General features: G+C 58.7%; 26 protein-coding genes. 12 read left to right on the top strand and 14 right to left on the bottom strand.

The window, feature by feature from the left end:
• Positions 1-96: 96 nt before the first annotated feature.
• Genes AC6BYQ_RS02740 through manX form a run of 4 tightly spaced genes read right to left on the bottom strand, consistent with a single transcriptional unit; the run spans position 97 to position 3,284 of the window.
• Complete coding sequence (locus tag AC6BYQ_RS02740) at positions 97-555, bottom strand: DUF986 family protein (protein ID WP_432525071.1); 459 nt, start codon at positions 553-555, stop codon at positions 97-99.
• A 54-nt stretch (positions 556-609) separates the two neighbouring features.
• A complete protein-coding gene (locus tag AC6BYQ_RS02735) occupies positions 610-1,452 on the bottom strand; it encodes a PTS mannose transporter subunit IID (protein WP_015378157.1) in 843 nt (280 codons plus the stop codon).
• A gap of 15 nt (positions 1,453-1,467) precedes the next feature.
• Positions 1,468-2,268 carry a PTS mannose/fructose/sorbose transporter subunit IIC gene (locus AC6BYQ_RS02730; protein ID WP_015378156.1) on the bottom strand — a complete coding sequence of 267 codons (801 nt, stop codon included), beginning with the start codon at positions 2,266-2,268 and terminating at the stop codon, positions 1,468-1,470.
• A 56-nt stretch (positions 2,269-2,324) separates the two neighbouring features.
• Positions 2,325-3,284: a PTS mannose transporter subunit IIAB gene (gene manX / locus AC6BYQ_RS02725; protein ID WP_025159821.1), complete on the bottom strand. Its 960-nt coding sequence runs from the start codon at positions 3,282-3,284 to the stop codon at positions 2,325-2,327.
• A gap of 562 nt (positions 3,285-3,846) precedes the next feature.
• Between manX and AC6BYQ_RS02720 the strand changes: the two genes are divergently transcribed.
• On the top strand, positions 3,847-5,391 hold the full coding sequence (locus AC6BYQ_RS02720) for a TerC family protein (protein WP_019452841.1): 1,545 nt from the start codon (positions 3,847-3,849) through the stop codon (positions 5,389-5,391).
• A 16-nt stretch (positions 5,392-5,407) separates the two neighbouring features.
• On the opposite strand, the gene AC6BYQ_RS02715 is transcribed toward AC6BYQ_RS02720, so the two are convergent.
• The 4 genes from AC6BYQ_RS02715 to pabB all read right to left on the bottom strand — a co-directional run bounded on the left by AC6BYQ_RS02715 (position 5,408) and on the right by pabB (position 11,021).
• Positions 5,408-6,994 carry an EAL domain-containing protein gene (locus AC6BYQ_RS02715; protein ID WP_019452840.1) on the bottom strand — a complete coding sequence of 529 codons (1,587 nt, stop codon included), beginning with the start codon at positions 6,992-6,994 and terminating at the stop codon, positions 5,408-5,410.
• 265 nt (positions 6,995-7,259) lie between these two features.
• Positions 7,260-8,624: an L-serine ammonia-lyase gene (gene sdaA / locus AC6BYQ_RS02710; protein WP_025159820.1), complete on the bottom strand. Its 1,365-nt coding sequence runs from the start codon at positions 8,622-8,624 to the stop codon at positions 7,260-7,262.
• A 448-nt stretch (positions 8,625-9,072) separates the two neighbouring features.
• The gene (locus AC6BYQ_RS02705) at positions 9,073-9,651 is read right to left on the bottom strand and encodes a CoA pyrophosphatase (RefSeq protein WP_063918497.1); all 579 of its coding nucleotides are present in this window, start codon (positions 9,649-9,651) and stop codon (positions 9,073-9,075) included.
• Complete coding sequence (pabB, locus tag AC6BYQ_RS02700) at positions 9,648-11,021, bottom strand: aminodeoxychorismate synthase component 1 (RefSeq protein ID WP_498056249.1); 1,374 nt, start codon at positions 11,019-11,021, stop codon at positions 9,648-9,650. The genes AC6BYQ_RS02705 and pabB overlap by 4 nt, the downstream gene beginning before the upstream one ends.
• Positions 11,022-11,552: 531 nt before the next feature.
• Between pabB and AC6BYQ_RS02695 the strand changes: the two genes are divergently transcribed.
• Together AC6BYQ_RS02695 and AC6BYQ_RS02690 are read left to right on the top strand one after the other, a co-directional pair.
• A complete protein-coding gene (locus tag AC6BYQ_RS02695; protein WP_498056248.1) occupies positions 11,553-12,554 on the top strand; it encodes a glycosyltransferase in 1,002 nt (333 codons plus the stop codon).
• 62 nt (positions 12,555-12,616) lie between these two features.
• Positions 12,617-12,862 carry a YoaH family protein gene (locus AC6BYQ_RS02690; RefSeq protein ID WP_025159817.1) on the top strand — a complete coding sequence of 82 codons (246 nt, stop codon included), beginning with the start codon at positions 12,617-12,619 and terminating at the stop codon, positions 12,860-12,862.
• Positions 12,863-12,896: 34 nt separating this feature from the next.
• Here AC6BYQ_RS02690 and purT read toward each other — a convergent pair whose 3' ends face one another.
• Positions 12,897-14,075, bottom strand: coding sequence for a formate-dependent phosphoribosylglycinamide formyltransferase (gene purT / locus AC6BYQ_RS02685; protein WP_074053998.1), 1,179 nt, complete (start codon positions 14,073-14,075; stop codon positions 12,897-12,899).
• 246 nt (positions 14,076-14,321) lie between these two features.
• On the opposite strand from purT, the gene cspE reads away from it, so the two are divergent.
• From cspE to yebF, 5 genes are all read left to right on the top strand, one after another.
• The gene (gene cspE, locus AC6BYQ_RS02680; RefSeq protein WP_004927572.1) at positions 14,322-14,531 is read left to right on the top strand and encodes a transcription antiterminator/RNA stability regulator CspE; all 210 of its coding nucleotides are present in this window, start codon (positions 14,322-14,324) and stop codon (positions 14,529-14,531) included.
• 147 nt (positions 14,532-14,678) lie between these two features.
• On the top strand, positions 14,679-16,061 hold the full coding sequence (dbpA, locus tag AC6BYQ_RS02675; RefSeq protein ID WP_498056247.1) for an ATP-dependent RNA helicase DbpA: 1,383 nt from the start codon (positions 14,679-14,681) through the stop codon (positions 16,059-16,061).
• 88 nt (positions 16,062-16,149) lie between these two features.
• On the top strand, positions 16,150-16,473 hold the full coding sequence (locus AC6BYQ_RS02670) for a YebG family protein (RefSeq protein ID WP_019452832.1): 324 nt from the start codon (positions 16,150-16,152) through the stop codon (positions 16,471-16,473).
• 39 nt (positions 16,474-16,512) lie between these two features.
• Positions 16,513-16,821: a N(4)-acetylcytidine aminohydrolase gene (gene yqfB / locus AC6BYQ_RS02665; protein ID WP_060423960.1), complete on the top strand. Its 309-nt coding sequence runs from the start codon at positions 16,513-16,515 to the stop codon at positions 16,819-16,821.
• 70 nt (positions 16,822-16,891) lie between these two features.
• Positions 16,892-17,251, top strand: a complete 360-nt coding sequence (gene yebF, locus AC6BYQ_RS02660; protein WP_019452830.1) for a protein YebF — start codon at positions 16,892-16,894, stop codon at positions 17,249-17,251.
• Between the two features lie 55 nt (positions 17,252-17,306).
• On the opposite strand, the gene AC6BYQ_RS02655 is transcribed toward yebF, so the two are convergent.
• The 5 genes from AC6BYQ_RS02655 to mdtH all read right to left on the bottom strand — a co-directional run bounded on the left by AC6BYQ_RS02655 (position 17,307) and on the right by mdtH (position 22,000).
• Positions 17,307-17,870, bottom strand: a complete 564-nt coding sequence (locus AC6BYQ_RS02655; RefSeq protein ID WP_004927555.1) for a lipoprotein — start codon at positions 17,868-17,870, stop codon at positions 17,307-17,309.
• A 152-nt stretch (positions 17,871-18,022) separates the two neighbouring features.
• Positions 18,023-19,663 carry an ABC1 kinase family protein gene (locus tag AC6BYQ_RS02650; RefSeq protein WP_498056246.1) on the bottom strand — a complete coding sequence of 547 codons (1,641 nt, stop codon included), beginning with the start codon at positions 19,661-19,663 and terminating at the stop codon, positions 18,023-18,025.
• A gap of 34 nt (positions 19,664-19,697) precedes the next feature.
• Positions 19,698-20,345, bottom strand: coding sequence for a glutaredoxin 2 (gene grxB / locus AC6BYQ_RS02645; protein WP_198636056.1), 648 nt, complete (start codon positions 20,343-20,345; stop codon positions 19,698-19,700).
• Between the two features lie 127 nt (positions 20,346-20,472).
• Positions 20,473-20,721, bottom strand: coding sequence for a hypothetical protein (locus AC6BYQ_RS02640; RefSeq protein ID WP_019452827.1), 249 nt, complete (start codon positions 20,719-20,721; stop codon positions 20,473-20,475).
• Positions 20,722-20,794: 73 nt separating this feature from the next.
• On the bottom strand, positions 20,795-22,000 hold the full coding sequence (gene mdtH, locus AC6BYQ_RS02635) for a multidrug efflux MFS transporter MdtH (protein ID WP_498056245.1): 1,206 nt from the start codon (positions 21,998-22,000) through the stop codon (positions 20,795-20,797).
• A 345-nt stretch (positions 22,001-22,345) separates the two neighbouring features.
• Here mdtH and rimJ point away from each other — a divergent pair, with 345 nt between their 5' ends.
• The 4 genes from rimJ to murJ all read left to right on the top strand — a co-directional run bounded on the left by rimJ (position 22,346) and on the right by murJ (position 26,139).
• Positions 22,346-22,930 carry a ribosomal protein S5-alanine N-acetyltransferase gene (gene rimJ / locus AC6BYQ_RS02630; protein ID WP_025159814.1) on the top strand — a complete coding sequence of 195 codons (585 nt, stop codon included), beginning with the start codon at positions 22,346-22,348 and terminating at the stop codon, positions 22,928-22,930.
• A gap of 9 nt (positions 22,931-22,939) precedes the next feature.
• On the top strand, positions 22,940-23,584 hold the full coding sequence (locus AC6BYQ_RS02625; RefSeq protein WP_074054004.1) for a YceH family protein: 645 nt from the start codon (positions 22,940-22,942) through the stop codon (positions 23,582-23,584).
• A complete protein-coding gene (locus AC6BYQ_RS02620; RefSeq protein ID WP_498056244.1) occupies positions 23,577-24,497 on the top strand; it encodes a Gfo/Idh/MocA family protein in 921 nt (306 codons plus the stop codon). The genes AC6BYQ_RS02625 and AC6BYQ_RS02620 overlap by 8 nt, the downstream gene beginning before the upstream one ends.
• A 106-nt stretch (positions 24,498-24,603) precedes the next feature.
• A complete protein-coding gene (gene murJ / locus AC6BYQ_RS02615) occupies positions 24,604-26,139 on the top strand; it encodes a murein biosynthesis integral membrane protein MurJ (protein WP_025159812.1) in 1,536 nt (511 codons plus the stop codon).
• Positions 26,140-26,148: the final 9 nt, after the last annotated feature.

Raw genomic sequence — 26,148 nt, 5'->3', positions numbered from 1 at the left:
GTTGCGGAAATAATAGTCAGAAGGGAATTGCGCTGCCGATTAATTATCCATAAGCAGCGCAGGGTTTGAGCAATGGGAAAGTGACTTTTTCTTTATTCATTGATTATCAACAAAAAAATGATAAATCTTCTCCAGGTCGTCCAGGTGCGTCACCTGAACCAACAACCGGCGCTGTTCCAGATCGACGGCCAGAATGCCATCCTCCGATAAATTCATGGCTTTAATGCGGTTATATTCGACAAACACATTGGCGAAGAAAAAACCGTGCGCTTTAAACAGCATCTTGGGGGAGCGAATATAAAAGATATAGATCGCAAGCAGCGCTAAAGAAATAAGCAGATAGGTGGTGAGTACCGCACCATTGTCGGTGATATTGCGGTAAATCAGAATGGCGATCAGGCCGACGAAAATCAGGCTGTCGAGGCGGTTGCGGCGTTTGAGCGGCACTTTAAGCCGCGTTTTGCCTTTCAGCAGATCCATGCCGAATTCGTCATACAGCGAGTACAGCAACAGCAGGGCGATAAACAGCATCAGTACGGCGTCGGTCAGTGACATCTCTTGCTCCACACATAAAAAAGCCGGGGGTCGCCCCCCGGCCGTTTCGAACGATTACAGGCCCAGCAGGCCAATCCAATAGCCAAAGATGCCGATGACGAAGAAGCCGATGATGATCCACAGCGCGTTGACTTTCTTGCGCAGCAGCCACATACAGGCGAAGGTCAGCAGCAGTGGCACCAGGCCCGGCATCAGCTGGTCGAGGATGGTCTGCACCGTGGTGACGTTGGTATGCCCGGTCTGGTCGGTTATCTTGGACACCACCAGCGGGATATTCACGTGCGTCCATTTGTTGACCAGCGCCCCCATGACAAACAGGCCGAGAATGGACGCCCCTTCCGTCAGTTTCTGCAGGAAACCACCGCCCATGTCGTTGACGATATCCACCCCTTTACGGTAACCGTAGGCCACGCCGTAGTAGCGGGTCAGCAGGCGCACCAGGTTGAACAGCACGAAGAACAGGATCGGCCCGAGCAGGCTGCCGCTCATGGCGATGCCGGCGCCGAGCGCGGCGAACACCGGCCGCACGGTGCCCCAGAAGATCGGGTCACCGACGCCTGCCAACGGCCCCATCAAACCGACCTTGATGCCGTTGATTGCGGCGTCGTCAATCGGCGCGCCGTTGGCGCGTTGCTCTTCCATCGCCATGGTTACGCCGAGCACCGGCGCCGCCACGTAAGGGTGGGTGTTGAAGAACTCAAGGTGGCGCTTGATCGCCTGTTTGCGATCGTCATTGTTTTCCGGATACAGGCGGCGGATCACCGGCACCATCGAGAAGCAAAAACCCAGCGCCTGCATGCGTTCGAAGTTCCATGAACCCTGGAACAGGTTCGAGCGCAGGAATACGCCGCGAATATCGGCCGGCGTGAGTTTCTTTTGAGCAGTCGTATCAACCATTTCTCTCACCTATTCCTAGTCGAGTTCGTTATCGAGATCGTTCGCGTTAGCCGGGCCGGCCTGTACAACCTGAGACTTGTTGTATTTCGGGCTGAGCTGGATATACAGCACGGCCATCACCACGCCGATGACGCCGAGCGCCACCAGGTTGAAGTTGGTGAAGGCGGCGGTCACGAAACCGAGATAGAAGAACGGCATCAGGTAGCCGGCACGCATCATGTTAATCACCATCGCGTAACCGACCACCACGATCATGCCGCCGGCGATGTTCAGGCCGCTGGTGACCACTTCCGGGATCGAGTTGAGCAGGGCGTGTACCCCGGCGGTACCGACCGAGATGGCGACGATGACCGCCGGGATGGCGATACGCATCGCCTGCAGCAGCAGGGCACCGACATGGATCCAGCTAATGGCGCGCAGGCTGCCGCGCTCCGCTGCGCTGTCCGCCGCGTGCTGGAAGGCTACGGTGAGGGTACGCACGATGATGGTCAATACCTGGCCGGCTGCCGCCAGCGGAATGGCCAGGGCGATACCGGCGCCGACGCTTTGCCCGCCGGCGATGACCAGAATGGTCGAGATGATGGAGGCCAGGGCGGCATCCGGCGCGACCGCCGCACCGATGTTCATCCAGCCCAGGGCGATCATTTCCAGCGTACCGCCGATGATGATGCCGGTTTTCATGTCGCCGAGGATGAAGCCTATCAGGGTACAGGCGACCAACGGACGGTGGAACTGGAACTCGTCGAGGACGGAACCCATCCCGGCGATACAGGCAACGATAAATATCAGCACAATCTGAAGAGTGGTGATCTCCATTGCACTTCTCCTATGACCAAAAAAGCTCTGAGTAAAATAATCAGCGGCTGGCGCCACTAATTGAGTTTGTTAATCAGGTCCATCATTTTTAGCCGGCTGTCGGACGAGACCTTGCGCACCTCCAGCTCGATACCGCGATCGTTCAGTTTCTTAAACGCTTCGATATCTTTTTCATCGACGGATACGGCGTTGTTCACCTGGGTTTTCCCCTGACGGAACGCCATGCCGCCGATGTTGACAGATTTGATATCCACGCCGCCTTCCACCAACCGCCAGACGTCGGTCGGGTTGGTAAACAGCAGCATCACGCGGTCGTTGGCGTATTTCGGGTTGTTCCAGACGCGGATGGCCTTCGCCACGTCCACCACGTGGGCGGTGACGCCCGGCGGGGCGACCTGAGTCAGCAGAGTTTTGCGCACATGGTCGGCAGCGACTTCGTCGCTGACGACGATGATGCGGCTGACGTTGGTCTCTTTGGTCCAGCGGGTGGCGACCTGACCGTGAATTAAGCGGTCATCGATGCGCGCCAGGCCGATTTTCATGTGGTCGTTCGGCCCCAGCGGCGCCTGAGGGGCAGCGGCTTTGGCGACGGGTGCTGCGGGTTTTGCGGGTTCTTCCTGCGGTTTTTTCAGCGCTTTCACGCCTTCGCGGCCGGTTTCCAACGCCAGCGCCACCAGTTCATCGAAAGCGGGGTTGTCGTCCCGCGCCATGAAGGTTTCCACCAGCATCGGAATGTTGACTCCGGTGACGACCTCATAGTGTTCTTTGTCGACCGCAATGCGGCTGGCGGCGTTGAACGGGCTGCCGCCCCAGGTATCCACCAGGAACAGCACACCGCCGCTGGTATCCAACCCACTGATTTTTTCATTGTATTTGACGATTAACGTTTCGGCATTCTCACCGGGAACGAAGTCTATAAAGGCGACGTTGTCCTGCTCGCCCAATAGCATCTCCGCCGTTTTCAGCAGTTGTTCCGCTGCAGCCCCGTGTGTGCCGATGATAATAGCTATTGCCACTCGCTACCTCCTCGTTGAACTCCAGGCGCGGTTTGTGTCGTTCCTCCGCGCCGTTTTGGCAGTCACTTCCGCGGTTCAGATACATTATGGTAGAAAAAAAGAAACGCACCCCTAACATTTCTCACGCAGTTTCAAATGCCTGTGCGCGATATTTCACGAACGCGCCATTTATTTTAGTGAGTGAAAAAATATTTTTTGTGACGTTGCTCCGCTATTGAATGCTCGGAGAAATCTTAGCTGTCATGGGGGAGATGACGGAGTGTCATCCTAAACCGTCGTTGAAAAAGCCGCTTTGTCCCCCAGAAAAATCCTGATACAGTAATTTCCTCTTTCATCACTAAGGAGTGAAGGGCCTCAGCCCTCCCTATGGACTGTCACCGAAGTTACTGTTTTTCCAGGTTTCACCCGCCACCTGCTGGCGTTACATATGCTGTTCGGCCGTCCGGCCACCTCCCGGTAACCCCATTCCGTCACCTTGCTATTGTCGACTGCGCCCATGCAGCGGCGGCATCGTCACGTCTGAGCGGCCTGCGCTCATTCCCACTTTTCTCTGGAGTCTGATATGGAATTTTTAATGGACCCCTCTATTTGGGCGGGGTTGCTTACGCTGGTGGTGCTGGAAATCGTACTGGGCATCGACAACCTGGTGTTCATCGCCATATTGGCCGACAAGCTGCCGCCGAAGCAGCGCGATAAAGCGCGCATCATCGGCCTGTCGCTGGCCTTGTTGATGCGTTTGGGCCTGCTGTCGGTGATCTCCTGGATGGTGACGCTGACCACGCCGCTGTTCAGCGTAGGCGATTTCAGTTTTTCCGGCCGCGATCTTATCCTGCTGTTCGGCGGGGTATTCCTGCTGTTCAAGGCCACCATGGAGCTACATGAACGGTTGGAGGGGCAGTCGCATCAGGACGGCGCCAACCGCGGCTACGCCAAGTTCTGGGCGGTGGTGGTACAGATCGTGATTCTGGACGCGGTGTTCTCGCTCGATGCGGTGATCACCGCCGTGGGCATGGTGAACGATCTGCCGGTGATGATGGCGGCGGTGGTGATCGCAATGGCGGTGATGCTGCTGGCATCCAAGCCGTTGACCAACTTCGTCAACGCGCACCCGACCATCGTGGTGCTGTGCCTGAGCTTCCTGTTGATGATCGGCCTGAGCCTGATCGCCGAAGGCTTCGGCTTGCACATTCCTAAAGGCTATCTGTATGCCGCGATTGGCTTCTCGATCCTGATTGAATTGTTCAACCAGATCGCGCGCCGTAACTTCATTAAGCATCAGGCGCGTCGCCCGATGCGCGAGCGCACCGCGGAAGCGATCATGCGCCTGATGGGGCAGCAGCGTGCGCAGCAGGCGGACGACGCGGTCGCGTTGCCGAGGGATGAAACCTTTGCGGCGGAAGAGCGTTATATGATCAGCGGCGTGCTGACGCTGGCCTCGCGCTCATTGCGCAGCGTGATGACGCCGCGCACCGAGATCTCCTGGGTCGACTGCGAGCGCTCTCGCGAAGAGGTGCGCGCACAGCTGCTGGATACGCCGCACAGCCTGTTCCCGGTATGCCGCGAGTCGGTGGATGAGATTGTCGGCGTCGTGCGCGCCAAGGATCTGCTGGTGGCGCTGGAACAGGGTGAAGATATCGCCGAGTTCGCTGCCCGCACGCCGCCGATCGTGGTGCCGGAAACCATGGATGTCATCAAGCTGCTGGCGGTGCTGCGTCGCGCCAAAGGACGTCTGGTGGTGGTCACCAACGAATTCGGCGTGGTGCAGGGGCTGGTGACGCCGCTGGACGTGCTGGAGGCGATTGCCGGTGAATTCCCGGACGAAGATGAAACGCCTGACATCGTGGCGGAAGGCGACGGCTGGCTGGTGAAGGGCGGGACCGACCTGCACTCGCTGGAGCAGGCCCTGGCCTGCGATGACCTGGTCAGTCCTACCGCCGACTACGCCACTCTGGCGGGGCTGCTGTTGGCCCATTATGGCCAGATGCCGGTAGCGGGGGATACCATCGAGTTGAACCACCTGCGTTTCGATATCGTCGAGGTCTCCGAATACCGCATCGAACTGGTGCGCGTGACCCGCGTCGTGTTTGACGAATCAACGCATTCGTAACCTTCCCGCCGGAGGCTCAGGCCTCCGGCGTATTCTCTTCTGCTTTCCTGACGCGCGATTCGTACTGCTGTAACCACAGGGGGAAAACGTGGATCGGCATCGGCTTGGCGAAATAATACCCCTGCAGGGCATTGACCTCACGCGAGCGCAAATAGTCGGCCTGCTCCGCCGTTTCTACCCCTTCGGCCACCAGTTTCAGCTTCAGGCGCTGCGCCAGCGTAATGATGGTGTCGGTTACCGTGGCGTTGACCGCGTCGGTACCGATGGCGGCGGTAAACCCGCGGTCGATCTTCAACACGTCCGGGCTGAGATTTTTCAGGTAGCTCAGCGAACTGTGGCCGGTGCCGAAGTCGTCGATAGCCAGCATGATGCCCATGTCTTTCAGCGTGCGGATCTGGTCGTACTGGATCGCCGACAGCGCGGTGCGCTCGGTCAGCTCCAGCATCAGTGACGGCATCGGGTGCGCCGGCAGCCAAATCTGACGGATATCGTCGATAATATCGAGCGTTTTAAAGTGCTCGGCGGCGACGTTGATGCTGATGTAAAACGACGGCCGCGGCGGGAACAGCTGCAGGTTTTCCGTCACGGTGTTCAGCAGATAGCGGGTGAGCGGAATGATCAGCTCATGCTGTTCGGCCAATGGGATAAATACGTCGGGCGAGATCCATCCCTGCCGCTTCTTTTTCCAACGCAGCAGCATCTCGACGCCGGCGCAGCGCCCGGTGTCGCTGTGGATGATCGGCTGGCAGTAGACGCGAAATTCCCGATGGGTGATGGCATGGCCGATGTGATAAGACAGGCTCATGCGGTTAGCGGTAAGCAGATAGACCACATAGGCCGCCAGCAGGCTGATCAGCAGCGCCAGCGGAATATGGCGCGGCAGCGCGGAAAGCGCGAGCATGCCAATCTGTGGCCCGAACAGTGAAATCGAGAAGGGGTACAGCGCGGAACCGGCGGTGTAGCGCAGATCGTTAGTCAGGGTATCGCGGCTCAATATTTCACGGCGGCCATACTCCAGGCTGCTGTCGGCGACGTTCAGCACCACTCGCTGAACATAAGGTTCCTGCGGCTCGAGTAAAAAGTTGGACAGCAGTTCGATATTGAAGACGTGCAGCACGCCGCTGGTTTTATCGGTGGGGGATGGCGTCCACAATACTAACGTGGGGAGACCTTTGCTGACCGCCAGCGAAGGGCGCAGCGCCAACCGGGCGTTGCTGTTGACCAGGGTGGGCATCACTGCGGCCATCTGATAATGGCGGGCGCCGAACAGGCTGGAGCAGTAAATGATGCCGTTTTTCACCAGCAGCATGGCGCGCAGCGCCTGATTTTGCGCGGCGCGAAAACGCAGGGTCGATGAGACGTTCTCGCAGGGCTGATCCAGCATATCCATACTGCGTTCCGCCTGTAGCTGCGCCGGGCTCAACAGTTGGTTGATCTTGCCAACGGTACGGGTGGCCAACGTCTGTTGGCTCTGTTCGATGCTTTTGACCTCTTGATAGTAACGGGTATACAGCGATACCAACAGAATAGCCACGCCCACCGCTCCGGCCAGCAGCCAACGGTAGTAACGATATCGGGACGCGGCGAGGTGGGTCATCAACATCCGGTAAATCCTTGTTCGGTAATCCAGCTCCGAGTCACAGTCAGACCATAGATCCTTAAGTTGCGCTCGGCTAATTCTAGCCTGAGGTTATACAAGATTGATGGTAACTCAGTAAATTATTTCAGTTTGGTAAAACAGAAGGCCAATTTGCAGGCTAACCGTCGGATCGATGAGAAAAATGCAGGATATTTTTTGGTGACATTGTCACTAAAGCGGCCAATGAGTTGATTACCATAAAAAACCCCGCCGGCGGCGGGGTTGTCTGTCAGTCGCATTGCACCTTGATCGCCAGGCCGCCGCGAGAGGTTTCACGGTATTTGGCGTTCATGTCTTTGCCGGTTTCGTACATGGTTTCGATCACCTTATCCAGCGAAACGCGCGGTTCGCTGGTGCGGCGTAGGGCCATGCGGGCGGCGTTGATCGCTTTGACCGAGGCGATGGCGTTGCGCTCGATGCAAGGCACCTGCACCTGGCCGGCGACCGGGTCACAGGTCAGCCCCAGGTTGTGTTCCATGCCGATCTCTGCCGCCACGCACACTTGCTCAGGGCTGCCGCCCAGCAGTTCGGCCAGGCCGGCCGCCGCCATGGAGCAGGCGACGCCTACTTCCCCCTGGCAGCCGACTTCGGCGCCGGAAATGGAGGCGTTCATCTTGTACAGCGCACCGATCGCACCCGCTGCCATAAAGTAGCGGATGTAGATGTCGGGGCTGACGGACTCGATGAAGTGATCGTAGTAAGCCAGCACGGCAGGCACGATGCCGCAGGCGCCGTTGGTTGGCGCAGTGACCACGCGGCCGCCGGCGGCGTTTTCTTCGTTAACCGCCAGTGCGAACATGTTGACCCAGTCGATCACGTTCATCGGATCGTTGGACAGTTTGTCCGACGCCACCAGCATGCGGCGCAGCGCGGAGGCGCGGCGCGGTACGCGCAGCGGCCCCGGCAGCACGCCTTCGGTGTTCAGACCGCGATCGATACAGGCGCGCATGGTTTGCCAGACGTTACCAAAGTAGGTGTCGATCTCTTGCTTGCTGTGCAGCGCCAGTTCGTTCTGCATCACCATGCCGGACAGCGACAGCCCGGTCTCGCGGCAGTGGTCGAGCATTTCGCGCGCGGAGTTGAACGGATAAGGCATTTGCAGTTCTTGCTCGGCGGCCTTGCCGAAGTTCTCCTCGTCGACGATGAAACCGCCGCCGATGGAGTAATAGGTCTTGCTGTACACTTCTTTATCGCCGGCGAAGGCGTGGACCTGCATGCCATTTTCGTGCAGCGGCAGGTTGTCGCTGCGGAAGACCATGCCGCCGTCGCGTGGGAAATCGACTTCATGCAGGCCGTTGGCCAGCATCAGGCGTTGACGTTGTTCTACATCGCGAATAAAACCCGGAATGCTATCGATATCGACGGTGTCCGGCATGTTGCCGGCCAGGCCGAGAATGATGGCGATATCGGTATGGTGACCTTTGCCGGTCAATGAGAGTGAGCCGTAAACGTCTACGGCAACACGCGTGATAGAAGGCATCAGGCCTTTATTTACCAGATCGTCGACAAACTGTTTGCCGGCTTTCATCGGTCCAACCGTATGAGAGCTGGACGGGCCGATGCCGATCTTAAACATGTCGAAAACGCTAATCACGCTAAAACTCCTTAAAGAGACGTATTGTTATGGCTGCGGCGGTTAAAAACCGCGCAGGGAACAGCGATATTGTAAAAGGGCCGTGCGGGTTCGGCTGCCTTTTTCGCATGAAATTAAATAATCCGTGGTGTCACTTTTTTTACTGATTACCCGGGGCGAACCCTTGTGCGTGGCATCCGCTTTCGCCCAAGCTCCATTAACGGTAATCGCGCCCGCTTTTCCTTGCTGAGCGCCGCCGGCTTAATCCCTGTTTCTACAGTGGTTTATCTCGGACGGTGGTATTTTACAGGTATTTCGTAAGGTTTAAGAGAGGGTTTACAGTTTTTTTAAAACCATTCAACCGCAACGGTAGTTGAAAAAGCGATCAAATGAAGTGATTTCGATCGCTTTACCCGCAGCGGAAAGCCGATAGTCATGCCAGACTGCGAGTCAGATCACGCAATGGAAGCTAAATGCTGACCTGTTGCGCCAGACGTCGAATGATGGCGGCGGTCAGCCCCCAGATAAACTGGCTGTGATACCAGGAGAGATAGATGCGGTGCGTATGCCCGGCGCGATGAATATCGAGCGGATAGTAACGCGACAGGGTCAGCGCCTCCCGCAGGGGCATCTCAAACACGTCCGCCACTTCGCCTTCATTGGCCCGGAACTGCACCTCCGGCGGGATCAGGCCGACGATAGGCGTGACTTGAAATCCGGTGCTGCTGTCGAGCGGCGCCATTTGGCCGAGTACGGTCACCGCTTGCGGCGGTATCGCTACCTCTTCGTGCGCCTCGCGCAGCGCCGTGACGATCGCCGAGCCATCTTCGGCGTCGGTTTTGCCGCCGGGGAAGGCCACTTGGCCGGCATGTTTGCGCAGCGAGTCGGCGCGGCGAGTCAACAGCAGCGTTGGCTCTGAGCGGCAGATAATCGGGATCAACACCGCCGCCGGGCGCACGTTGTGCGAGATCTGCGCCGCCTGCGGCAGCTGCAGCTGAAAACGGCTGATAAAGGCGTGCAGAGAGGCCGGTGAATTCGATGGGATCACGACAGCTCACACTCCCCAAGCTGCGGCAGAATGCGGCCTACCTTGTCGAAGGTTTCCTGGTATTCCGCCTGTTCCTCGCTATCCGCCACGATGCCGCCGCCGGCGGAGCAGTGGATGCGCCCGTTTTCGGTGACGAGCGTGCGGATAGTGATATTGGTATCCATGGTGCCGCAGGCGCTCAGATAGCCGATGCTGCCGCAATAGGCATTGCGGCGCTGCGGCTCCAGTTCTTCGATGATTTCCATCGCGCGCACCTTGGGGGCGCCGGTGATCGACCCGCCGGGGAAGCAGGCGCGCAGCAACGCGGTGGCTGAGGCCTGGTTCGGCAAGATCGCGGTAATGGTGCTTACCAGGTGGTGTACCGCCGGGAATGGCTCCACGGCGAACAGTTGCGGCACCCGTACGCTGCCGGGCTGGGCGACACGGCCGATATCGTTACGCAGCAGATCGACGATCATCAGATTTTCGGCGCGATCCTTGGGAGAATCCGCCAGGCGGCGAGCCTGCGCGGCGTCTTGTTCCGCGTCCGCCAGCCGCGGCAGCGTGCCTTTGATCGGGCGGGTTTGGATGCGCTGTTGTTCCAGCCACAGGAAGCGTTCGGGAGAGACGCTCAGCACGCTGTTGTGCGGCAGGCGCAGGAAAGCGGAGAAGGGCGCGCGGTTGCTGGCGCTCAAGCGGCAAAATGCCTGCCATTCGTCCCCTTGATAGTCGGCGGAGAATCGCTGCGCCAGATTAATTTGGTAGCAATCTCCGTGGCGCAGGTAGTGCTGGATGCGTTGGAATTTCTCGCCGTACTGCCGCCGGCTCATATTGGCGCGCCAGTCGCTCAGCAGCGCAAAAGGGCGTTCCGTCGGTGCGGTTTGATTATTGAGCCAGCGCCAGCGCTGTTCCACGTCGCCATAGCTGAGCAGCGTCAGCGTTTGCAACCGATGGTCGGCGATAAGCGCCCAGTCATAAATGCCTACCGCCATATCCGGCAAAGTGAGATCGGCGTCGGCCAACTGTGGCAAAGTTTCCACCCGGCGCCCGAGATCGTAGCCGAACAGCCCCAGGGCGCCGCCCTGAAACGGCAGATCTGGATTGAAGGCCGGCTGCCAACCTTGCGTCGCCAGCTGTTGTTGCAGCAGGGCAAACGGATCTTCCTCAGACAGGTTTGTGACGCCGTCACAAAAAATTTCGGTGGTGGCACCATGGGTGGTGAGCGTAACGCGCGGCTCAGCGACCAGGATATCGAAGCGGTTATGCGAATGCTCGGCAAACCCCGAATGCAGCAGCATCGCCCAAGGGGAGGATGAAAGCGGGGCGAAAAGCGTCATCAGGGCGCTGCGGCTGTAAGGCAAAGACTTTATGTTTGGGGCTGTTACGCTCATGAACGTCAATAAACCTGGCTGTGGAGGCGGCGATATCGGCCGTTAGTGTGCCATAGACGGCCGCGGCATGCATGTCTTGCCATGCGCGACATGAAGCACAGTTCACATAAACAGCAGCTCAATAGACCTTAAATAAGGCATTTTTTGCGCCATTAACTACACTTCAATATGTTAAAAATTCAGCGTTAAAGTTAGCTGGAAGTATTTCAATCGAGGGCGCGCAACCCGAAGAATATAAAGATTACGCGTTAATTTCGCAAATTTACTGTTTCTCTTCGTTATCAAAAAAAAGAGAAAGGGATGCACCGCCCGGTATTGAGAGGGCGAGGCGATTATTTTTGGATTAACGGTTGATTATATAACGTTTCTTGCCCGTAGCATGAAAAGAGAAAAATAAGACTAATCTTATTTGGCCTGTATTGGAAATGCCTGTGCCTTATCAGCAGCCATTTTCCTCCAGCGCTGAACGGGTGGGTTTTATCTAAAAAAATAAAATTATTATTTTGTTACATTATCATTGAAGAGCTGCCTATGTCGTTAATGCTGAGCGTTATTGTCCCGATGCATAATGCGGGAGAATTACTGGAACCCTTCCTGGTCTCGTTGTTGGCGCAGCGCGAACAACGGTTGGAGGTGATCATCGTCAATGATGGTTCTACCGACAGCTCGGGTGAGACTGCGCACCGTTACGCGGCGCAGCATTCGCATATTAGAGTGATCGATCAGGCCAACGGCGGCGTTTCCAATGCGCGTAATGCCGGTCTTGCCGTCGCCCGGGGCAAATATGTGGCGTTTCCTGATGCCGACGATCTGTTGGCGCCAGAAATGTATTCCACGCTGTTGGAACAGGCCGAGCTGCATCAATTAGACGTGATGCAGTGCAATGGCGAGCGCTATTTCGCCAGTGAAGACGAATTACAGCCGATCTTTCCCCAAGAGCGTTTACAGACCACCGACGTTATCACCGGCGTACAGTGGTTCGAACGGGCATTGAAATCGCGAAAATTTATTCACGTTGTATGGCTGGCGATATATCGCCTCGATTTTATCCGCCGGCATCAGCTTTATTTTGAACCAGGGTTACATCATCAGGATATTCCCTGGACGACCGAAGTCATGTTTAATGCCCAGCGGGTCAAGTATTTAAGCACGCCGCTGTACCGTCAACGGGTGCACGACAAGTCGATCAGCAATCGTCGCCGCACCGGCAAAGCAAACGTGGATTATCAACGCCACTATATGAAAATCGTCGAAATGCTGGAGCGCCTCAACTTGCGCTATGCAGGCAGCATTGCCATTCGTCCGGCTTTCCACTGGCAAATCACCCGCGAAGCGTTGGGCATTTGCCACAGCATTCGTCGTGAGCCGGATTCGGTCGCTCAGAATCAGATTACCGAAGAGTTTTATCAGCGTGGCATTGACAGAGCTATGTTCGCCAATGCGCGCGGCGTGAAGCAGGGGTGGCATGTCATGCTGTGGCGGCATCGTCTGAAGCAGTGGCGCAGCGATAACGGCTGTTCGCAACCGGCCTGAGGCTTGGGATCCGCCGCATTAGCGCGTATACTCCTTCTCCCTTTTGCCGGAGAGAACGACACATGCATGCAGGTATGCCATTACTGAGTCACGCGGAGCAGCAGGAAGCGGCGGATCGCATCCATCAACTGATGGAACAGGGCATGAGCAGCGGTGAAGCCATTGCTCGCGTTGCGCAGGAAATTCGTGAGAAGCATCAGGGCGCTCAGGTTGCAGTATTGTTCGATGACGATGATGAAGACGAGCAGCATGAAGTCGCGCCGGATGCATCGCGGGATGACGATGCCGAAGAAGACGAAGATTATTGATGTTATCGGGGCCGCGTAAGCGGCCCCGTCAGTTTCAGCTTTCAACCGCCACGGCGGCGGCGGCCTGCTTCGCTCGCTCCACCGCGTGTTCAGTGGTGTCCGCGGTGGCCAGCGCAACGCCAAGACGGCGTTGCCCGGCGATTTCCGGTTTGCCGAACAGACGCAGCTGGTTGTGCCCGCGCAATGCGTTTTCCAACCCGCTGAAACGCACATCGCTGCTGGTGAGCTGCGGCAGGATCACCGCCGAGGCAGAAGGGCCGAACTGGCGAATGGCGCCGATCGGCAAGCCGAGAAACGCGCGAACGTGCAGGGCGAACTCGGACAGATCCTGTGAAATCAACGTGACCATGCCGGTATCATGCGGGCGTGGCGACACTTCGCTGAAGATCACGTCGTCGCCACAGACGAACAGCTCCACGCCGAACAGGCCGAAACCGCCCAGGGCTTTCACGACTTTCTCCGCGATCGCCTGAGCGCGGTTCAGCGCCGTGGCCGACATGCGCTGCGGCTGCCAGGATTCGCGATAATCTCCGTCTTCCTGACGATGCCCGATCGGCTCGCAGAAATGCACGCCATCCACTGCGCTGATGGTCAGCAGCGTAATTTCAAAGTCAAATCTTACCAGCCCTTCGACGATCACTCTGCCGCCGCCGGCCCGGCCGCCCTGTTGGGCATAATCCCAGGCCTGTTGCAACTGGTCGGGCGTGCGGATCAGGCTTTGGCCTTTACCGGAGGAGCTCATCACCGGTTTGACGATGCACGGGTAGCCGATATGTTCAACCGCCTGGCGGAAGGCGGCCTCGCTGTCGGCAAAGCGATAGCTCGAGGTGGGCAAACCGAGATCTTCCGCCGCCAGACGGCGAATGCCTTCGCGGTTCATGGTCAGGCGCGTGGCTTCGGCGCAGGGCACGACGCGGTGCCCTTGATGTTCAAGCTCCACCAGCATGGCGGTGGCGATCGCTTCGATTTCGGGAACGATATAGTCCGGCCGTTCTTGTTCGATAACGGCTTTCAGCGCGTCGCCGTCCAGCATATTGATGACGTGGCTGCGGTGCGCCACATGCATGGCGGGCGCATCGGCGTAGCGATCGACGGCGATCACTTCCAGACCTAGGCGCTGGCATTCAATGGCGACTTCTTTGCCCAACTCGCCGGAGCCGAGCAACATGACGCGGGTGGCGGAAGGGCGCAGGGCGGTTCCAATCGTTAACATAGTTTCGTACCTGGATCGGTGAAAGTAAGCGGATTGATGATCGGCGGGCAGTATATACGAAAACGATTGCGTGCACAGCCGTCGCGCCAGTTTTGTTGCTAACTGACTGTTTTTATAACGAGCAGAAATATTTGCCCTGCATGGGCGATTATGCGTTAATAACCGACGGCGAAAGAAGGCCTACTTATCACAAGGTTTTCGCGTCTCGTGCCGTCAAGGCAGGTTTATCAAGTAAAGGAAACACAAATGAGCAAGATCACTGGTCACGTTAAATGGTTCAACGAAAGCAAAGGTTTCGGCTTCATTACCCCTGCCGATGGCTCTAAAGACGTTTTCGTGCATTTTTCCGCTATCGTTAGCGATGGTTTCAAGACCCTGGCTGAAGGCCAGCAGGTTGAGTTCTCCATCCAGGACAGCCAACGTGGCCCGGCTGCAGCCAACGTCGTTGCTATTTAACGACAGCGTTGCCAAGAAACCCGCCGCCGGCGGGTTTTTTTATGCCCGCAGCCCGTAACGCCGCCCATCTCTGTTATCATTTACCGCTGATTCGGCGCCAACCTGCGGGCGCGCCGCCATTTCATTCGCCATATAAGAGTTATCGCCGTGAGCACAGTTTCTTTTTCTTCCCTGCCGCTGCCAGCCGAACAGTTGGCCAACCTCAACGAACTGGGGTACGCCGAAATGACGCCGGTGCAGGCCGCCGCGTTGCCCGCCATCCTGCAAGGGCGGGACGTGCGCGCCAAGGCGAAAACCGGCAGCGGTAAAACGGCGGCGTTCGGCATTGGCCTGCTGAACAGCATCGTCGTCGGTCAGGTCGCCACACAGGCGCTGGTGCTTTGCCCGACCCGCGAGCTGGCCGATCAGGTCAGCAAAGAGCTGCGCCGCCTGGCGCGTTTCACGCAGAACATCAAGATCCTGACGCTGTGCGGCGGCCAGCCGTTGGGGCCACAGCTCGATTCGCTGGTGCATGCGCCACACATCGTGGTGGGGACGCCGGGCCGTATCCAGGAGCACCTGCGCAAGAAAACGCTGCAGTTGGACGAGCTGAAAATGCTGGTGCTGGACGAGGCCGATCGCATGCTGGACATGGGGTTTGCCGACGATATCGACGATGTTATCAGCTACACGCCGCCGCAGCGCCAGACGTTGCTGTTCTCCGCCACTTATCCGGCGGGCATCGAGCGCATCAGCGAGCGCGTTCAGCGCCAGCCGCTGAGCGTCGAGGTGGACGATGGCGAAGCGCAGACTTCCATCGAACAACGCTTCTATGAGACCACCCGCGATCAGCGCCCGGCGCTGCTGGTGTCGGCGATTCGCCATCATCAACCCGCGTCCTGCGTGGTGTTCTGCAATACCAAGCGCGATTGCCAGACGGTGCTTGAAGCCCTGGAGGCCCGCAACATCAGCGCACTGGCGCTGCATGGCGATCTGGAGCAGCGCGATCGCGATCAGGTGTTGGTACGTTTCGCCAACCGCAGTTGCCGGGTGTTGGTGGCCACCGACGTCGCCGCTCGCGGCCTGGATATCAAAGAGCTGGAGCTGGTGGTTAACTACGAGCTGGCGTTCGATCCCGAAGTGCATGTGCACCGCATTGGCCGCACCGGCCGCGCCGGCCTGAGCGGACTGGCGGTCAGCCTGTGCACGCCGCAGGAAATGGCGCGGGCGCACGCGATTGAAGATTATCTGCAGATGAGCGTCGATTGGGCGCCGGTGTCCGAGCTGAGCGGGGCGGCGAGCGGTTCGCTGGAGGCGGAGATGGTGACGCTGTGCATCGACGGCGGCCGTAAGGCGAAAATCCGTCCCGGCGATATCCTTGGCGCGTTGACCGGCGACGCCGGGCTGACGGCGGCGGAAGTGGGCAAGATCGACATGTTCCCGGTGCACGCCTATGTCGCTATTCGCAAGGCCAGCGCGCGCAAGGCGCTGCAACAGCTGCAGCAGGGTAAAATCAAAGGCAAAAGCTGCAAGGTACGGCTGCTGAAATAAGCCGAAGGCGGGCGGCGGTTTGCCTTCCCGCCATTATCTATTTATACTGTATATAATTACAGTTATTTGAGTATTTGAGGACGCACGCATGGCGGTTGAAGTTAAATATGTGGTGGTGAGAAACGGTGAGGAAAAAATGACTTTCGCGAGCAAGAAAGAAGCCGACGCCTACGACAAAATGCTGGATCTGGCGGACAACCTCGGGGAGTGGCTGCAGCAGGCACCTCTGAGCCTGGATGACGAACAGCGTGAAGGGCTGAGCTTCTTCCTGGCGGAAAATAAAGACGCGCTGGGTCTGATTCTGCGCGGTGCTTCGCCGGCGGAAACCCTCAAGAAACCGGCGGAAAACAAAGCGAAAAAAGCGCCGTCTAACTCAAAAGAGGGATCTGCGTCAGAAAAGCAAGCGGCATAATGACCTATGTTGCGGTGTTGTGATGAAAAAGGATCTAAAATGAGCCGTGAAATAACTTTCTTCAGCCGTTTTGAGCAAGACATTCTGGCCGGGCGTAAAACCATTACCATTCGGGATGCCAGCGAATCGCATTTCGAACCGGGCGAGGTGTTGCGCGTAAGTCGCAATGAGGACGGCGTATTCTTCTGCTTTATCGAAGTGTTGTCGGTAACGCCGGTGCGCCTGGATGCGCTGACCGAACGCCACGCGCAGCAGGAGAACATGTCGCTCAGCGAGTTGAAGCAGGTGATCAAGGAAATCTATCCGGGCCTGGATGCGCTGTTTGTCATTGAGTTCGTCAAACGGTAATCCTTTGCCGAAACCCTGTTGTGAGCCAGGGATGGGCGCCAGGATAGCGCTAATCACAACGGGAGGACATATGAAAAAAACGGGTTTGGCTATCGCTTTGTTGGCCATGGTGGGAGCATCGACGACGGTGTGGGCGCAGGATCACGAACAGCGCACCGCCAAGGTGGGACAGTGTGCGGGCCTGCAGCCGGCGGATATCGCCGCCCAGGTCAAGCGCGACTTCTTGCAGAACCGCATCACGCGCTGGGAGTCGGACAAAAAGCTGTTGGGTACCGCAACGCCGATTGCCTGGGTCAGCCCGGATGCCATCAGCGGCAAGGATCAGGTGTGGCAGGTGCCGTTGACGGTGCGTGGCACCAAGGCAGATAAAACCTACAACGTGACGCTCAACTGCAACACCGGCGAAATCGCCTACAGCGCGCCGCAGTAACCTTTACCCGCAATAAAAAGCCCGCCGGCGGCGGGCTTGATGCTTCAGGGCGGCGTCAGTCGCTGAACGGGATCACCAACTCACCCGGCTTCACTTCCAACCCCTTCGCCAGTTTTTTCGCCAGCGCTTCGGTTTTGCTGTTGTCAGGGTTCAGCACATAGGCCGGTTTTTGGTCGAAGTAGGATTTCAGCGACTGGTTCAGATACGGCGTCAGCGCTTTCATCACCGTCTGCATTTTTTCCGGCTGCACGCTGTAATCGGTCAGTTCCATGTCCTTCAGGTAAATGGCGCCCTGCGCTCGGTCGTAAACCGGCTGCGCCTTCAGCGTCAGCTTCAGATCCGCCGCCTGCGGGCCGAGAATCGACGTGATGTTGACCTTGGCGTCGCCGGAAAGGGTGACTTTACCCGGTTCGCTGCGGCCAATCTGGCTTTGCAGCTGAGTCAGCACGATGTTGGCGTCCACCAGACCGGGCACGCCGATCTGTTTCTGATAGTCGTTGTGTTTCTGCAGGTAATCATTCACTTCCTGCTCGCTCAGTGTGTACTGGGTCAGTTGGTTGCAACCGGCCAATACGCCGGCGAACAGCAGGGCGGCTGCGCCCATCAGGATCTTCTTCATTAATGCCTCATTGCGACTGCTGGCGAAAAGTGCTGCAGATAATTGATTAATCATTATAAACGCTCCACCTGCGCGTGAAAACGGCCGGCGGAGAGATGGGGAGGATAGTGCGCGCAAAAGCGGGCAAGACCTATCGGATAACGCCGAAAGCGTCAGCGCCGCAATCGCAGCGCCAACAGAATCACTCCGGCCAGGCAGGCCGCGCCTCCCAACAGCGGGAACAGCGGAACGCCCCACAGCCGCAGCGACGAATGCATCAAATAAGGCGCCAGCCCCAGGGCGAAAGCGGCGGTGACGATGGCAATGGCCAGGGTGACGGCGGCGCGTTCCAGCGCTTTGCTCAACTGGCCGAGGTTACTGACGTTGATATCGGCATTGAGCTGCCCGCGCTTCAGGCGGCGAACCAACAGCCGCAGGGTTTGCGGCAGCTCCTCTCCGGCGTCGAGCGCTTCCCCGCCCAGAGCCAACAGCCGCTGGCGCACGGCGTCGGGGGCGTAGCGCCGCAGCGCCGTTTGTTGCAACATCGGCTTGAGCGTTGCGACGATGTCGAAGGTCGGATCCAGCCGGTGCAGCACGCCATCGGCGGTGATCAAGGCCTTGAACAGCAGCACCAGGTCGGGCGGCAGCGCCAGCTGGTGTTCGCGCGCCATCACCAGCAGATCGGTCAGGGCTTTACCCAGCGTAAGGGTGGCGGCGGCCTGTTTGTCGAGAAAGTTTTGCGCCGCCAGCTCCAGATCCATCAGGTCCAGCGGTTCGCTGTCCGACCAGGCGATCAGCGTGTTGACGATGCCCTCGGACTGACGTTCGGCGATGGCTTGCAGCAGCAACAGCAACTGGTTGCGCCGCCGTTCTGACAACTGGCCCACCATGCCGAAGTCGATAAAGCCGACGCGATCGCCGCTCAGCGCCATCACGTTGCCGGGGTGCGGATCGGCGTGATACAGCCGGTGCTCCAGCACCATGCTCATAAAGGCGCGGGCGCCGCGTTGCGCCAACAGCGGCCCGTCAAAACCCGCCGCCGCCAGCTGCTCAGGGTTTTCCGGCGCGGTGCCAGGCAAGTATTCCTGCACGAGCAGGCGGGGGGAAGAGTATTGCCAATAGATTTTCGGCACCACGACGTCGGGTTGATGAGCGAACATCCCGGCGACGCGATCGCAGTTATGCCCTTCGTGAGTCAAATCCAGTTCGTGATTGAGCGCCGTCGCCAGCGCTCTGACCATCTGCCGCGGTCGATAGCGCGCCAGCGCCGGGCTCTGCTGTTCCACGGTCTCCGCCAGCGAAGCCAGCAGCCGCAGATCGGCGTGGATGGTTTTCGCCAGTCCGGGCCGCAGCACTTTTACCACCACCTGTTCGCCGCTGTGCAGGCGCGCACGGTAGATTTGCGCCATCGACGCGGCGGCCAGCGGGGTGCGATCGAATTCGGCAAACTGCTGCTCGGGCTCGCCGCCCAGATCGGCGATGATTTGCGGCGCCAGCGTTTCCCATGGCAGCACCGCCGCCTGGCTGTGCAGGCGATCCAGTTCATCGGTCCAGGCCGGATCCAAGAGATCAGAGCGCGTGGCCAGGATCTGGCCGAATTTGACGAAGGTAGGGCCCAGCGCCTCGAGCGCTTCGCGCAGCCGTTCAGGCAGCGTCTGCGCGTCCTGTCGGCCGGGCTCGCTGCGGGCGCCGCGCAACAAAGCGCCCAGCCCCAGCAGGCGCAGAACGTCCTGCAGGCCGTAACGAATCAGAACGGAGGTAATTTCCTTCAGCCGCGCCCGGTCGCGAGCGGTGGCGAGCACCATTTTCAACATCAGTACGCCATGTCCTTGTTGTGACTTGCTAACGTTATTGTTCCATATCCAGCAGCAACGGCACCTCGCTGCGCTGCGCCATGCGGTTGCGATAGGCTTCAACATTGTCCGGCAGGGCAACCCCGGCGACGATCGATAGCGAACGCAACAGCGGGAACAGGTGAATGTCGTCCTCGGACAGCTCGCCGTTCACCGCCTCGGCGGAGACGATTAGCGGCGACAGCGCGTGCAGGTCAGCTTCCAACTCGGCGATCAGATCGGCACTGTTGGCGAGATGCTCGGCAAAATCACCGATTGACGCCTGCTTTTTATCGATAAAGTAACGGCGGGCGCTGTCGGTGGCAAATTCTTCGAAGTCGGCATGCGCAATGCGCGGCAACAGCAGTTTTGCGCTGTAACCGCCGACCCGCTGCAGCCACTCGGCGATGGCCGGGTTGGTGTTGCCGGTCAGCGCCGGTTTGCCGTCCAGACCGTCGACATAGCGTACGATATCCAGGCTTTCCGCCATCGCTTCACCGTCGTCTTTGACCAGGATAGGCACCATTTTTTTGCCGATCAGGGTGAACGGGGTCGTCTCATCGTCGTTGAGCAACGTGACCAGGCGAACCGGCAGGTGTTTCAGGCCGAAAATCATGCGGGCTTTAACGCAGAATGGGCAATGATCGTAAATGAACAGTTTCATGCTTGCTCCGGGTTGTCAGGTTTTAACAGCAATAGTTATCACAGCTTACCGAGGCTGTCTTGAAGTGCGTGTGTTGGATGGTGCGTTATTGCGACATTGCCCGCGCAACAGGCGCGGGCGAGGGGCGTTATTTCTTGACCGGTACCGAGTTGAGCACATCGATCAGGTGAATGCGGGCCTGTTCCAGATCGAGCTGATCGCGCTCGTTGGCGGCGGTGACGATCTGCAGCTGCTTGATGACATCGCTTTTCAGCGCGCTGTCGCCGGCGATAATTTGGGCCAGCGCCTTTTCCACCAGGGTAGAGCGCGCATAGATCATGCGCAAGTTCAATATCATATGTTCGAGCAGTTGCGGTAACTTCGCTTCTTCAATCATGCCGACGGGCTCCTGTAGGTGTTTTTACTAACAGGATAGCAGCTGCTGCCGATTCGGCCGGATTTCTATGGCCTCAACCGCCGCGCAGCATCATAGAGGCGCTGCGCCGCGGGCTGAATTGCCAATACAGCGCCAGCAGCGTGGCGAAGCCGACGGCACCGAGCAGCAACCAGGGCAGCTCCGGCAGGTTCATCGTCCGGCCGGTATCGTACATCCAGCCGCCGCCGGTATAACCTAGCGCGCCGCCGAGCGCCAGACCGAGACGGCTGAAGCCCATGTAGCTGCCGCGCGCCCGCGGATCGGCCAGTGAAGCGCTCAGCGTTTCGCGCGCCGGTTCGGCGATGATTGAACCCAGGTAGAAGCAGCAGATCAGCGTAAACACCCCCTGCAGACTGGTGGCCAAGCCGATCGGCAGCAGGCTGAGGGTCATCAGCAGCAGGCCCGCCATCAGGCGTTGTTCAAGCCGAAAATGTTTTTCTCCCCAGCGCGCCAGCGGATAGAGCAGCGACAGCGACAGCGCGGCTTCGATCGCGTACATCCATTTGACCGCCGCCGGCGAACCGGCAATTTCGTTGACCACGATCGGCAGCATCAGCATCACCTGCACCGCCAGCATATAGTAGCCGGTCAGCGTCAGGACATAGGTGAGGAAACGGCGATCGCACAGGACCCGCAGCATGCCTTCTTTCATCGGTACGCGCACGGTGGAGATGCGATAAGCCGGCAGCAACCAGGCGTTCCAGCCGGCGGCAAGCACAAAGATCGCCGCCCCGACCCAGCAGACAAAGTGGAAATCGTACTGCAGCAGCCAACTGCCGATCAGCGCGCCGACCACCGCACCGGCGCTGTCCTGCATCATCAGCAGCGAGAAAAAGCGGCCGCGTTCGTGCGGGCGGGTCAGTTTGATCACCAAAGCGGTGCGCGGCGGATCGAACAGCGTGCCGCCGAGGGCGGAGAGCGCGCAGGAGAACCACAGGATCCACGGTTCATCGGCCATCGCCATGGTGGCGAAACCGGCGGCGCGCAACAACATGCCGGTGACGATCATCGGTTTGGCGCCGAAACGATCGGCGATGGCGCCGCCGAAGATGCCGAGCCCCTGCTGCAACAGCTGACGCAGACCCAGCGCGATGCCGACGATCAGCGCCGCCCATCCCAGCTGATCGACAAAACGAATCGAAATAAGCGGAAACACGACAAAGAAGCCTAATACCACCAGCAGGTTGTCGAGCAACAGAAAATATTTACCCAAGCTGCGCGCTTGCGACACCAGAGACATGCTTCACCATGAGCAATTAAGAAAGAGGGGGAGACAGCCTCTCCATTCTCTACCCAATTTCCGTGCGGCGACAGGGGCGGTGTAGATAATATTTTTTTATCGTCAAGCTGTTATCTGCGCTGCAAAATTGGCGGAAAAACGCCGTAAAGCGCGCATTCGGCGATTTACTGAGCGGCCGGGATTTTACCTCGGGGGCGGGCAACGGTTATATTGAAGACAGGAAAGTGCGGTTCGACGGCGCGATTGGCAAAATAATGCCGTGGCGTAAGATCGGCACAGGATAATTATCCGCACGGCTTCCTAATAAATACTTCTTATCGAACCGTTTTGACTGCGGGGGAAATGATGTTCGGCTACCGCTCTGCATCGCCAAAAGTACGTCTTACTACCGACCGGATGGTGGTCCGTTTAGTGCATGAACGGGATGCCTATCGCCTGGCGGACTATTATGCCGAGAACCGGACCTTTCTCAAACCCTGGGAGCCGGTGCGCGACGAAAGCCACTGTTACCCCTCCGGCTGGCAGGCTCGGCTGGGCATGATCACCGAAATGCAAAAGCAGGGCAGCGCCTACTATTTTATCCTGCTCGATCCGGAAGAACAGGAAGTGCGCGGCGTGGCGAATTTCAGCAACGTGCTGCGCGGTTCGTTTCACGCCTGTTTCCTCGGCTATTCGCTGGGGGAGAAATGGCAGGGGCAGGGGCTGATGTTCGAGGCCTTGCAGTCCGCCATTCGTTATATGCTGCGCCAACAGCGCATGCACCGCATCATGGCCAACTATATGCCGCACAACCAGCGCAGCGGCGCACTGCTGACTCGACTGGGATTCGAACGCGAAGGTTACGCCAAGGATTACCTGCTGATAGACGGCAAGTGGCAAGATCACGTTTTGACGGCGTACACCAATAAAGAGTGGCTACCGCCACGTTGAGGCCAAACGATGAAATATGAATTGAGCGCCAAAGAGGCCCGGGTTATCGGCTGCCTGTTGGAAAAACAGGTCACGACCCCGGACCAATACCCGCTTTCGCTTAACGCCATTACCCTGGCCTGTAACCAAAAGACCAACCGCGAACCGGTGATGGACCTGAGCGAAAGCGAGGTGCAGCAACTGCTCGATTTGTTGCTGCGTAAACATTTCCTGCGCACCCTCAGCGGGTTCGGCAATCGGGTGGTGAAGTACGAGCAGCGGTTTTGCAATTCCGAATTCGGTCAGTTGAAACTCTCACCCGCCGAGCTGGCGGTGATCGCCACCTTGCTGCTGCGCGGCGCGCAAACGCCGGGCGAGCTGCGCACCCGTACCAATCGGATGCATGAGTTCAGCGATGTCAGCGAGGTTGAACAGGTGCTTCAGCAGCTGGCCACCCGGGAAGATGGTCCGTTTGTGGTGCGCCTGGCGCGTGAGCCCGGCAAGCGCGAAAGTCGCTTCATGCATCTGTTCAGCGGTCAGGTTGATGAGGCGCCGCTGGCGCTCGAGCCGGAGACCGACGACGAATTGAGCGCCAGGGTCAGCGCGCTGGAAATTGAAGTGGCGGAGTTGAAACGGCAAATGCAGCAACTGTTGGCGAGAGAGACGAATGACTAAATTGCGCGTGGGTGTAGTGGGATTGGGCGGCATCGCGCAGAAAGCGTATCTGCCGATCCTTGGGCAGGCGGCGGACTGGACGCTGGTGGGCGGTTTTTCCCCCAATCAACAAAAGGCGCAGCCGATATGCGACAGCTATCGCATGGCCTGTTTCCCTCGTCTGGACAGCCTGGCCGAACAGTGCGATGCGATCTTTGTCCACAGCAGCACCGCCAGCCATTTCTCGGTGATTGGTGAGCTGCTCAACCGTGGCGTGCATGTTTACGTCGATAAGCCGTTGGCGGAAACGCTGGAGCAGGGCGAGCAGTTGCTCGAGCTGGCCGAGCGGCGGGGCAAAACGCTGATGGTGGGATTCAACCGCCGTTTCGCGCCGCTTTATCAGCAGCTCAAGCAGCAAATGAACCAGCCGGCTTCCATTCGCATGGACAAACACCGGGCGGACAGCGTCGGCCCTCAAGACCTGCGTTTTACCCTGTTGGATGATTATCTGCACGTGGTGGATACCGCTCTGTGGCTGGCGGGTGGGCGCGAGCAACTGCTGAGCGGCAGCTTGCGGGTTAACGCCGCAGGCGAAATGCTGTATGCCGAACACCACTTCGTCTGCGGAGACACGCAGGTGACGACCAGCATGCATCGCCGCGGCGGCAGCCAGCGCGAAAGCGTGCAGGCGGTGACCGACGGCGCGCTGTACCAGTTGACCGATATGCGTCACTGGCTGCGTGAAGATGCGCAGGGCGAGCTGGAGCAGCCGGTGCCGGGATGGCAAAGCACGCTGGTGCAACGCGGCTTCGACGGGGCGGTGCGGCATTTTCTCCATGCCGTTGCCAATCAGAGCGCGCCGGAAACCGGCGGCGAACAGGCGCTGGTGGCTCAGCGGATGGTCGAGCGCTTGCTGCGGGATAACTCTATGTAACATATGGCGGTAGCTATTCTTTTCCGGATGCGTAAACTGAGCCGATTGTTTCACTGACGCCTGCAACAGCAGGCGTTGATATTTACGGTACCTATCAGATAACCACATGAACCTACTCAAATCCTTGGCTGCCGTCAGCTCGATGACGATGTTTTCGCGGGTGTTGGGCTTTGCCCGCGATGCGATCGTCGCGCGCGTGTTCGGGGCCGGTATGGCAACGGACGCCTTTTTCGTGGCGTTCAAACTTCCCAACCTGTTGCGCCGTATCTTCGCCGAAGGAGCGTTTTCGCAAGCCTTCGTGCCGATCCTGGCCGAATATAAAAGCCAGCAGGGTGAAGAGGCGACGCGCACGTTTATTGCCTATGTCTCCGGGCTGCTGACGCTGGTGCTGGCGGTGGTGACGGTACTGGGGATGCTGGCCGCGCCCTGGGTTATCTATCTCACCGCGCCGGGCTTTACCGATACGCCCGACAAGTTTGCGCTGACGTCGGCGCTGCTGCGTATCACCTTCCCCTATATTCTGTTGATCTCGCTGGCATCGCTGGTGGGGGCGATCCTCAACACCTGGAACCGCTTCTCGATCCCGGCCTTTGCGCCAACGTTGCTGAACGTCAGCATGATTGGCTTTGCGCTGTTTGCCGCCCCCTACTTTAACCCGCCGGTGCTGGCGTTGGCCTGGGCGGTAGTGGTTGGCGGCGTGCTGCAGCTGGGCTACCAGCTGCCGCACTTGCGCAAGATCGGCATGCTGGTGCTGCCGCGTCTCAAGCTGGGCGATGCCGGTGTCTGGCGCGTGATGCGTCAGATGGGGCCGGCGATCCTCGGGGTGTCGGTCAGCCAAATCTCGCTGATCATCAACACCATTTTCGCTTCGTTTCTGGTGTCCGGTTCGGTGTCCTGGATGTATTACGCCGACCGCCTGATGGAGTTCCCTTCCGGCGTGCTGGGCGTGGCGCTGGGCACTATCCTGCTGCCGTCGCTGGCCAAAAGCTTCTCGAGCGGCAACCACGATGAGTATTCGCGCCTGATGGATTGGGGGCTGCGTCTGTGCTTCCTGCTGGCGTTGCCGAGCGCCATCGCGCTGGGTATTTTGGCCAAGCCGTTGACCGTTTCGCTGTTCCAGTACGGCAAGTTCAGCGCCTTTGACGCGGCGATGACGCAACGCGCGCTGGTGGCCTACTCGGTAGGGCTGATGGGGCTGATCGTGGTGAAAGTTCTGGCACCGGGCTTTTATTCGCGTCAGGACATCAAAACGCCGGTCAAAATCGCCATCATTACGCTGATCATGACACAGGTGATGAACCTGGCATTTATCGGCCCGCTGAAACATGCCGGTTTGGCGCTGTCGATCGGTTTGGCGGCCTGTCTGAACGCTTCGCTGCTGTATTGGCAATTGCGCAAGCAAAAGATCTTCCAGCCGCAGCCGGGCTGGGCGCTGTTCCTCACCAAGCTGGTGATCGCGGTGCTGGTGATGTCGGCGGTGTTGATTGGCGCGATGTGGCTGATGCCGGCCTGGGATCAGGGCAATATGCTGGAGCGTTTGCTGCGCCTGGCTGCGGTGGTGGTGGCCGGTGTGATGGCCTATTTCGGCGTGCTGGCCGGGTTGGGCTTCCGCCCGCGTGATTTCGCGCGCCGGGTCGCCTGAGCCGAATGC

This window comes from Serratia sp. LTN-2 (assembly GCF_059740205.1).
This window is presented reverse-complemented; position numbering and strand designations above follow the sequence as displayed.

Coding starts and splice junctions, on each gene's coding strand:
- AC6BYQ_RS02740 (WP_432525071.1), bottom strand. CDS start 555: ATGTCACTGACCGACGCCGTACTGATGCTGTTTATCGCCCTGCTGTTG.
- AC6BYQ_RS02735 (WP_015378157.1), bottom strand. CDS start 1,452: ATGGTTGATACGACTGCTCAAAAGAAACTCACGCCGGCCGATATTCGC.
- AC6BYQ_RS02730 (WP_015378156.1), bottom strand. CDS start 2,268: ATGGAGATCACCACTCTTCAGATTGTGCTGATATTTATCGTTGCCTGT.
- AC6BYQ_RS02720 (WP_019452841.1), top strand. CDS start 3,847: ATGGAATTTTTAATGGACCCCTCTATTTGGGCGGGGTTGCTTACGCTG.
- AC6BYQ_RS02715 (WP_019452840.1), bottom strand. CDS start 6,994: ATGTTGATGACCCACCTCGCCGCGTCCCGATATCGTTACTACCGTTGG.
- pabB (WP_498056249.1), bottom strand. CDS start 11,021: ATGAGCGTAACAGCCCCAAACATAAAGTCTTTGCCTTACAGCCGCAGC.
- AC6BYQ_RS02695 (WP_498056248.1), top strand. CDS start 11,553: ATGTCGTTAATGCTGAGCGTTATTGTCCCGATGCATAATGCGGGAGAA.
- AC6BYQ_RS02690 (WP_025159817.1), top strand. CDS start 12,617: ATGCATGCAGGTATGCCATTACTGAGTCACGCGGAGCAGCAGGAAGCG.
- purT (WP_074053998.1), bottom strand. CDS start 14,075: ATGTTAACGATTGGAACCGCCCTGCGCCCTTCCGCCACCCGCGTCATG.
- cspE (WP_004927572.1), top strand. CDS start 14,322: ATGAGCAAGATCACTGGTCACGTTAAATGGTTCAACGAAAGCAAAGGT.
- AC6BYQ_RS02670 (WP_019452832.1), top strand. CDS start 16,150: ATGGCGGTTGAAGTTAAATATGTGGTGGTGAGAAACGGTGAGGAAAAA.
- yqfB (WP_060423960.1), top strand. CDS start 16,513: ATGAGCCGTGAAATAACTTTCTTCAGCCGTTTTGAGCAAGACATTCTG.
- yebF (WP_019452830.1), top strand. CDS start 16,892: ATGAAAAAAACGGGTTTGGCTATCGCTTTGTTGGCCATGGTGGGAGCA.
- AC6BYQ_RS02655 (WP_004927555.1), bottom strand. CDS start 17,870: ATGAAGAAGATCCTGATGGGCGCAGCCGCCCTGCTGTTCGCCGGCGTA.
- AC6BYQ_RS02650 (WP_498056246.1), bottom strand. CDS start 19,663: ATGTTGAAAATGGTGCTCGCCACCGCTCGCGACCGGGCGCGGCTGAAG.
- grxB (WP_198636056.1), bottom strand. CDS start 20,345: ATGAAACTGTTCATTTACGATCATTGCCCATTCTGCGTTAAAGCCCGC.
- AC6BYQ_RS02640 (WP_019452827.1), bottom strand. CDS start 20,721: ATGATTGAAGAAGCGAAGTTACCGCAACTGCTCGAACATATGATATTG.
- mdtH (WP_498056245.1), bottom strand. CDS start 22,000: ATGTCTCTGGTGTCGCAAGCGCGCAGCTTGGGTAAATATTTTCTGTTG.
- rimJ (WP_025159814.1), top strand. CDS start 22,346: ATGTTCGGCTACCGCTCTGCATCGCCAAAAGTACGTCTTACTACCGAC.
- AC6BYQ_RS02625 (WP_074054004.1), top strand. CDS start 22,940: ATGAAATATGAATTGAGCGCCAAAGAGGCCCGGGTTATCGGCTGCCTG.
- AC6BYQ_RS02620 (WP_498056244.1), top strand. CDS start 23,577: ATGACTAAATTGCGCGTGGGTGTAGTGGGATTGGGCGGCATCGCGCAG.
- murJ (WP_025159812.1), top strand. CDS start 24,604: ATGAACCTACTCAAATCCTTGGCTGCCGTCAGCTCGATGACGATGTTT.